We start from the raw sequence: 7865 nt of genomic DNA, 5'->3' as shown, positions 1-7865 counted from the left end.
GAGGCCCTGCACCTGGCCGCCCGCGGCCTGCTGCTGCCCGCCGTGACCGCCGCCGGACACGACACCTGGCGGGTCGGCGGGGGTGAACGTGACGGCGTGGGAGCCGATCGTCACGGGCGTCCTTCCGGTCCGGCGGTCAGGTCCTCGGCGGTGCTGGCGGCGCTCGTCGCGGGGCGATCGTGGTCCGCGCGATCGTGGTCCGCGCGATCGTGGTCCGCCGTCGCGCCGGCGGCCGGGTCGGTCACCGGCCGAGCCTGCGGTATCGGCGTACCGCCAGGGGCAGGAACACGGCGGTCAGCAGCAGCGGCCACGCCACGGCGAGTGCGACGGCGTGCTGCGCGGCGAACGACTCGCCACCCCAGCCGGGGTTGGCGAACAGTTCCCGGCACGCCGCGACGGTCGCCGACAGCGGGTTCCACTCGGCGACCGCGGCGAGCCAGCCGGGCATGGTGTCGGGGGAGACGAACGCGTTGGAGCTGAACCCGACCGGCCAGACCAGGATCTGCAGCATCACCACCGACTCGGGTCTGCGCAGCAGCAGCGCCAGGTGGATGCCGACCCAGATCAGGGCGAAGCGCAGCAGCAGGAGCAGCCCGACGGCGGCCAGCGCCGCCGGGGCCCCGGCCCGCCACTGCCAGCCGACGGCGACGCCGCAGGCGAGCATGACGGCCAGGCCGGCGGCGCTGTGCAGCAGGTCGGCGGCGGCGCGGCCGGTGAGCACCGCCGAGGACGTCGTCGGCAGCGACCGGAATCGGTCGGTGACGCCGCGCGCGGCGTCGGTGGCCACGGCCGCGTACGTCGACTCGATGCCGAAGAGCACCGTCATGGCGAACATGCCGGGCAGCAGGAACTCGCGGTAGTCGCCGCCGCCGGGCACGCTCATCGCGCCGCCGAACAGGTAGCCGAACATCAGCACCATCAGCACCGGGAAGAGCAGCCCGACGACGAACTGCCCGGGTTGGCGCCGCCAGTGCGCCAGCGCCCGGCCGGTGAGGGCGAGGCCGTCGGCTACGGCCCAGCGCAGCCGCCGCGGCGTGGGGTGGACGGTCGTGGCGCTCATGCGGTCACCTTCCGCGCGTCGGGGTGGGCGGTGGGGGAGTCGTCGGTGAGCCGCAGGAACACCTCGTCGAGGGTGGGGCGGCGCACCGCGACGTCGGCGGCGCTCAGCCCGGCGTCGTCCAGCGCCCGCAGCACGGCGGCCAGCGCGGTCACCCGCCCGGTGACGGCGACGCTCAGGCGCAGGCCCGCCGCGTCGACGAGCGGCGTCGCGGCGACGGCGGCGCCGACGACGCGTACGGCCCGGTCCAGGTCGTCGGCGCGGGTCAGCACGACGTCGACGCGGTCGCCGCCGAGCGCGGTCTTCAGCTGCTCCGGGGTGCCGTCGGCGACGACCCGGCCGGCGTCGACGACCCGGACGGTGTGGGCGAGCTGGTCGGCCTCCTCCAGGTACTGCGTGGTCAGCAGCACGGTGGTGCCGTCGGCGACGAGCCGGCGCACCGCGTCCCACACCTGGGCCCGGGCGCGCGGGTCCAGGCCGGTGGTGGGCTCGTCGAGGAAGAGCACCGGCGGGTCGAGGATCAGGCTCGCCGCGAGGTCGAGGCGGCGGCGCGTCCCGCCGGAGTACGTGCCGACCGGCCGGTCGGCGGCGTCGGTCAGGTCGAAGCGGGCGAGCAGGTCGGCGGCCCGGGCGCGGGCCCGCGCGCCGCCGAGGTGGTGCAGGCGGCCGAACAGCACCAGGTTCTGCCGGCCGCTGAGCACCTCGTCGAGCGCGGCGTGCTGCCCGACCACGCCGATGCGCTCGCGGACCCGCCCGGGTTGGCGCAGGACGTCGGCGCCGGCCACCCGCGCCGCCCCGGCGTCGGGGCGCAGCAGGGTGGTCAGCACCCGTACCGCCGTGGTCTTGCCGGCCCCGTTCGGGCCGAGCAGGGCGCAGACGGTGCCGGCGGGCACCGTCAGGTCCAGGCCGTCGAGGGCCTGCGTGCCGCCGTAGCGCTTGCGCAGCCCTTCGGCCTCGATGGCCGCTCCGTCGTCGTGCATCGGCGCCCCCGTTCCGCTCGTTTCGTACGCCGTACCGTACAGCATACGGTACGGCGCACGCTACAGTGCCGGGATGACGACCGAGTACAGCGGCACCGGCGACCCCGCGCGCAGCCTCGCCCTGCTCTGGCGCACCCGCGAACGCACCAGCCGCAAGGGCCGACCCGACCTGTCCGTGGACCGGATCGTGCGCGCCGCCATCGAGGTGGCCGACGCCGAAGGGCTCGCCGCCCTGTCCATGCGCCGGGTCGCCGAACGACTCGGCGTGGGCACCATGTCCCTCTACACCTACGTCCCCGGCAAGGGCGAACTGCTCGACGTCATGCTCGACACCGTCTACGGCGAGACCGCCCGCCCCGACGACGTGCCCGGCGGCTGGCGCGGCCGGCTCACCCACGTCGCCCGCGAGACCTGGGCGCTCTACCTGCGCCACCCCTGGCTGCTGCAGGTCGCCACCACCCGCCCCCCGCTGGGCCCCAACGTCATCGCCCGCTACGAGTACGAACTGCGCGCCGTCGACGGCATCGGCCTGAGCGACCTGGAGATGGACGCCGTCGTCACCCTCGTCTCCGGCTACGTGCACGGCGCCGTGCGCAGCGCCGTGGAGGCCGCCCAGGCCGCCGCGCACACCGGCATGACCGAGCAGCAGTGGTGGCAGGCCCACGCCCCCTACCTGGAGAAGGCCCTCGACCCGCGCCGCTACCCCCTCGCGGCCCGCGTCGGCACCGCCGCCGGCCAGGAGTACCAGGCCGCCGCCGACCCCCACGGCGCGTTCGAGTTCGGCCTGGCCCGCATCCTCGACGGCATCGAGGTGCTCGTCGCCGCCCGCCCGGACGCCGCCGCCACGACCGGCGACCGATAACCTTGCCGGCATGACGATGCGCCCCATCAGGATCATCGGTGACCCCGTGCTGCGCACCCCCAGCGAGCCCGTCACCAGCTTCGACGCCGAGCTTCGCGCCCTGGTCACCGACCTGATGGACACCCTGCTCGGCGCGCCCGGGCGCGCCGGCGTCGCCGCCCCCCAGATCGGCGTCAACGCCCAGGTGTTCGTCTACGACGCCGACGGGCACCGCGGCCACCTGGTCAACCCGACGCTAGAGGTGTCGGAGGAACTGCAGGACGACGACGAGGGCTGCCTGTCGATCCCCGGCCTCTACTTCCCGACCCCACGCGCCCTGCACGCCACCGCCCACGGCTTCGACCAGCACGGCGAGCCGCTGAGCATCTCGGGCAGCGGATTCCTCGCCCGGGCCCTGCAACACGAGACCGACCACCTCGCCGGCCGCCTCTACGTCGACACCCTGACCGGCGACACCCGCCGCAAGGCGCTGCGGGAGATCCGCGCCGGCCGCTTCGACTCGCCCAGCCGCCGCGGCTGACCCCGCGTACGCCAACGGCCGCCGGACCCCGACGGGCCCGGCGGCCGGGACGTCACGCGCGGCACCCGGCCACGCCCGGCGTCACTTCGGCGGGGGAGCCACCAGGCACACCGCCGGCGACGAGGCGTTGCCCGCGTCGTCCACGCCGACGATCAGCGCGTCACCGCGCAACGTCACCTTGTAGTCGATGTCGCCGGTGCCGTCCTTCACCCGCGACTGCGCACCCGGCGCCTGCACCAGCTTGATCTTCGTGCCGGCCGGGAACGGCCCGAACCGCACGCTCGGGTCCGCCGCGTCACCGATGAACACCTGCACCGCCGTGTCCACCACGTCGGTCGACGTCAGCTCGTAGAACCCGTCCGGGTTGTAGGAGCCGGGGACGTTGCCGCCGCTGGGGTTGTTCGTCGGCACGCACGCCGTCGCCGGCGCGGTGGTGTCCACCACCCGCATCACGGCGGTGTCGCTGCCGGTGTTGCCGGCCGCGTCGGTGGCCGTGCACGTCACCGTCGTCGCGCCCAGCGGGAACGTCGTGCCGGACGGCGGCACGCAGGTCGGGCTCAGGGGACCGTCGACGTTGTCGGTCGCCGTCGCCGGGTAGTCGATCACCGCGCCGGCCGGGCTGGTCGCCTCCACCGTCCGGTCGTCGACGACCACGGTCGGCGGGGTGACGTCGTTGACCCGCACGCGGATCTGCTGCGTGAACGCCGGCCCGCCGGACAGGCCGTTGAGCAGGAAGTCCACCCTGCAGGTCAATTCGGTGCCCTGCGCGGCGTCCGCCGCGACCGTGATCGTCTCGGCGAACGGCACGTCGGTGCCCGACTGCTGCGTGCGCGACGGCGCGTCGAAGCCCACCGACAGGCCCGCCGCGCAGGAGGTCACCGTCGGGGTGACCGTGACGTCCAGGTCCCGCAGACCCGCCAGGATCGCGGCGGTCACCGTGTCGGGGGAGCTGCCCACCAGTTGCCCGCCGGTGGCCGACACCGCCGCCGTGGCCTGCCCGGTCGCGTCCAGGCCGCCACCGCCGCCGCTGACGTCGACCGCCAGCAGCCGCGCCTCGTCGGCCTGCAACGCCGCCGTCGCCTGGGCCAGGGTGCGCCCGTTGCTCGGGTCGTGGCTCGGCGCGTCGCCGACGAGCACCACGATCCGGCTGCTGCCCGCCCGGTAGCCGATCGCCCCTTCGGAGACCTCGACCAGCGCGTTCACCCACGCCTCGGGCGTGTCCCCGCCACCGCCGGCGGCCAACCCGTCGACCGCGCCCTGCAGCGCCGTCGCGTCGCCGGTCAGGTCCTGGCGTACCCGGAACAGCTCCGCGCCGTCCCCCGTGTCGCGGTAGGAGGCCACCGCGAACTGCGCCGACGGTTGCGCCGAGCGCACGTCGGTGATGACCTGCTGCAGGTTGGCGCGCACGTTGGCGATGGCCCCGCCCATGCTGCCGGTCGTGTCGACCAGCAGCACCACGTCGGGCTTCGGCGGGATCGGCGGGGTGGACACCACCTTGCCGACCGGGATCACGGTCCCCGGGTCGGCCGCCTGGTCGACGACGGCCGGGCTCACCCCGGGCGCGGCCCACGCCGGGGTGGCCAGCGCGGTCACCGCCGCCGTCACCCCGGCCAACACGATGACTGTGCGTGATCGCCGCCAGGGCACTGCTGCTGTTGCCATGGTTGCTCCTTCAGCTCCGCCGCACGTGGCACGCGCGACCTCTGCCGCGACGCTAGGCCCGACGGCGGGCCCCGTACGTCAGACACGAGCCCAGGTCAGCGTCGGGTTCCCGACCCGCGACGGTGCCGCACGCGAAGTGCTCCACCGCTCGTCCAGGTGCCGCCGCCGGGCGGCTGGGCCGGCCCGACCGCCCGGGCGAGGCCACCCTGACCACACGGTCCGTCACCGACGGGGGGCCGACGGTCATCGTCAGCGGGCAGTCAGCGCGTACTCCCCGTAGTCGGCGATCCGGGTGAAGCCCAGCCGCCCGTAGAGCCGCAACGCCGCCGCGTTGTCGGCCTTCACGTTGAGCGTGACGTGGGTGACGTGCTCCCGCAGCCGCCGGCACAGCGCGGCCACCGTCGCCCCGGCCAGCCCTTGCCCGCGCAGCCGGGGATGGGTGGTCACGTTGCCCAGCGCCGCCACGCCGTACGCCGGGGAGAACACGTGCACCCCGGCGACCGCCACCAGCTCACCGCCGTCGCGCACGCCCACGTACTGGCCGGTGTCCAGCATCCGCGGGTCGAACCAGTTGCCCGGGTAGGCGACGTCGTACAGCCGGCGCAGCGCCGGCAGGTCGCCAGCGTGCAGGACCGTACCCGCCTCGGCCACCGCGGCCAGACGCGCCGGATCGGTCAGCGCCATCCGGTGGTGCGGGCCGGCCGCGTCCATCCGGAACGCCCCGGCCAGGGCCGGCTCCACGCCGGGGGACAGGTGCGCCCACAGGCGGGCCGGCAGCACCGGCGCCAGCTCGCGCAGCAACGCCGCCAGCCGGTCCACCCGCGCCGGGGGCGCGAACGCCAGCAGCGTGGGCGGGTCGGCGCCGTGGTAGAGCAGCGCCACCTCCTCGTCGCGGCGGAACCAGGAGGTGTACGGCCAGAAGAAGTCGTCCAGGTCGCCCAGCTGGTACGCGTGCAGCACCGGGTCCCGCCCGAGCAGCGCGGCGAGGACGGCCCGGTCGTGTTCGGCGCGTACCGGCATCCGCCGATGATCACACACCCGGCCCGGCGCGGACTGCGCGCCCTTCGCCACGGCGCGCACAAGTGCCGCCACTGCCCCTGGCCGGATCCGTCAGGCGGGCCGCCGCCGTGGGCCTCAGCAGCCCGGCGTCGCCGTCGGCTCGGCGGGAAGGTTCTCGTGCGCCCAGCGGCCCAACGCGTCGAGCACCGGCAGCAGCGCGGCACCCGGCCCGGTGAGCTCGTAGCTCACCCCCACCGGGGGGCCCTGCCGGACCGTCCGGCTGACCAGCCCGACGCGCACGAGCTCGCCCAGCCGGTCGGAGAGCACCGACTCGCTGATGCCGGGCAGGGCGCGGGTCAGCTCGGCGAAGCCGGCCGGCCCGTCGGCCAGGGTGCTCAGCAGCATGCCGTTCCACCGCTTGCCGAGGAACGCGAAGGCCCGGGCGACGCCCCCGTCACATGTGCGGGGCGTGTCGCCCACCTCCGGCCTGACCGTCATGCCCCCAGGATACGGCGGCCACCAGCCGGACGAGGGGCTACTAAAAAGCTAGCTGCTACCGTTACCGAAGCAAGTCAGCCGACGACCTGGAGACGACCCGATGACCGACGTCCACCCGCCCCTGATCCACCTGGCCCCCGAGGCCCAGGCGCTGCTGTTCACCGACGCCCGCACCGCCAACACCTTCACCGACGAACCGGTCACCGACGAACAACTGCGGGCCATCCACGAACTCGCCAAGTTCCCGCCCACCGCCGCCAACACCCAGCCCCTGCGCATCCTCTACGTCCGCCCCGGCGACGCCCGCACCCGCCTCGTCGCCCACATGAGCGAAGGCAACCAGGCCAAGACCGCCAGCGCACCCATGGTCGCCGTGCTCGCCGCCGACACCGACTTCCACGAGTTCATCCCGCAGGTCTTCCCCATCCGACCCCAGATGCGCGACGACCTCGCCGGCAACCCCGACGCTCGCGAACGCATGGCCCGCTTCAACGCCACCCTCCAGATCGGCTACTACCTGCTCGCCGTGCGCGCCGCCGGCCTCGCCGCCGGCCCCATGGCCGGCTTCGACGCCGCCGCCGTCGACCGCGAGTTCTTCGCCGACAGCACCTGGAAGACCCTGCTCGTGGTCAACATCGGCCGCCCCGGCGAGAACGCCTGGTTCCCGCGCCTGCCCCGCCTCGACTACACCGACGTCGTCCGGCACGCCTGACCCACCGGCACACCCCGCGACGACCAGTGGGTGGCGACCGGTCAGGCCGCCACCCACTGGTCGAAGCCCAACTTGCCGACCAACGCCACCACCACCACCAACAGCACCACCCGCACGAAACCCGAACCGCGCCGCAGCGCCATCCGCGCCCCCAACGCCGCCCCGGCCACGTTGCACACCGCCATCGCCGCCCCCAGCAACCACCACACGTGCCCCGTCGCCGCGAACACCGCCAACGCCCCCAGGTTCGTGCCCACGTTCACGACCTTCGCCATCGCCGAACCGTGCACGAAGTCCGCGCCCACCAGCACCGTGAACGCCACCACCAGGAACGTCCCCGTACCCGGACCCACCAACCCGTCGTACAGGGCGATACCCACCACCGCCACCGCGACCGCCACACCCACCCGCACCCGCGTGCGCCGGTGCGGCTGCGCCACCACCCCCAACCGCGGACGCGACACCACGAACGCCGCCACCGCCACCAACACCACCAGCACCACCGGCCGGTACGCCGACGCCGGCACCGCCCCCGCCAACGCCGCACCCACCCCGGCGCCTGTCTCTTATACACA

The 7865-nt window shown here is 74.8% G+C and carries 9 protein-coding genes and 1 pseudogene; 3 read left to right on the top strand and 7 right to left on the bottom strand.

What is annotated here, in order from left to right; genetic code table 11:
- Positions 1-110 precede the first annotated feature (110 nt).
- The 3 genes from ACSNN9_RS26930 to ACSNN9_RS26920 are packed head-to-tail and all read right to left on the bottom strand — an operon-like array spanning position 111 to position 2037.
- On the bottom strand, positions 111-245 hold the full coding sequence (locus ACSNN9_RS26930) for a hypothetical protein (RefSeq protein ID WP_436676058.1): 135 nt from the start codon (positions 243-245) through the stop codon (positions 111-113).
- Positions 242-1060, bottom strand: a complete 819-nt coding sequence (locus ACSNN9_RS26925; protein ID WP_436676056.1) for an ABC transporter permease — start codon at positions 1058-1060, stop codon at positions 242-244. Before ACSNN9_RS26925 ends, ACSNN9_RS26930 begins: the two co-directional genes overlap by 4 nt.
- Positions 1057-2037 (bottom strand): ATP-binding cassette domain-containing protein, encoded by a 981-nt coding sequence (locus ACSNN9_RS26920; RefSeq protein ID WP_436676055.1) that lies wholly within the window; start codon positions 2035-2037, stop codon positions 1057-1059. The genes ACSNN9_RS26925 and ACSNN9_RS26920 overlap by 4 nt, the downstream gene beginning before the upstream one ends.
- Positions 2038-2110: 73 nt before the next feature.
- Here ACSNN9_RS26920 and ACSNN9_RS26915 point away from each other — a divergent pair, with 73 nt between their 5' ends.
- Both ACSNN9_RS26915 and def read left to right on the top strand, forming a co-directional pair.
- Positions 2111-2899 (top strand): TetR/AcrR family transcriptional regulator, encoded by a 789-nt coding sequence (locus ACSNN9_RS26915; protein ID WP_436676054.1) that lies wholly within the window; start codon positions 2111-2113, stop codon positions 2897-2899.
- A 10-nt stretch (positions 2900-2909) separates the two neighbouring features.
- Complete coding sequence (def, locus tag ACSNN9_RS26910; protein ID WP_436676053.1) at positions 2910-3419, top strand: peptide deformylase; 510 nt, start codon at positions 2910-2912, stop codon at positions 3417-3419.
- 81 nt (positions 3420-3500) lie between these two features.
- Here the strand turns inward: def and ACSNN9_RS26905 are convergent, their stop codons facing one another.
- The 3 genes from ACSNN9_RS26905 to ACSNN9_RS26895 form a co-directional block, all read right to left on the bottom strand.
- Positions 3501-5081 (bottom strand): VWA domain-containing protein, encoded by a 1581-nt coding sequence (locus tag ACSNN9_RS26905; RefSeq protein WP_436676051.1) that lies wholly within the window; start codon positions 5079-5081, stop codon positions 3501-3503.
- A gap of 249 nt (positions 5082-5330) precedes the next feature.
- On the bottom strand, positions 5331-6101 hold the full coding sequence (locus tag ACSNN9_RS26900; RefSeq protein ID WP_436676050.1) for a GNAT family N-acetyltransferase: 771 nt from the start codon (positions 6099-6101) through the stop codon (positions 5331-5333).
- 114 nt (positions 6102-6215) lie between these two features.
- Positions 6216-6578, bottom strand: coding sequence for a winged helix-turn-helix transcriptional regulator (locus ACSNN9_RS26895; RefSeq protein WP_436676049.1), 363 nt, complete (start codon positions 6576-6578; stop codon positions 6216-6218).
- 100 nt (positions 6579-6678) lie between these two features.
- Here ACSNN9_RS26895 and ACSNN9_RS26890 point away from each other — a divergent pair, with 100 nt between their 5' ends.
- Positions 6679-7290, top strand: coding sequence for a malonic semialdehyde reductase (locus tag ACSNN9_RS26890; RefSeq protein WP_358089875.1), 612 nt, complete (start codon positions 6679-6681; stop codon positions 7288-7290).
- Between the two features lie 41 nt (positions 7291-7331).
- Here ACSNN9_RS26890 and ACSNN9_RS26885 read toward each other — a convergent pair.
- Positions 7332-7847, bottom strand: a pseudogene (locus ACSNN9_RS26885) (TSUP family transporter); the annotation flags it as partial.
- Between the last annotated feature and the right edge of the window lie 18 nt (positions 7848-7865).

Source organism: Micromonospora sp. URMC 107 (genome assembly GCF_051386315.1).
Classification (GTDB): Bacteria; Actinomycetota; Actinomycetes; order Mycobacteriales; family Micromonosporaceae; genus Micromonospora.
This window is presented reverse-complemented; position numbering and strand designations above follow the sequence as displayed.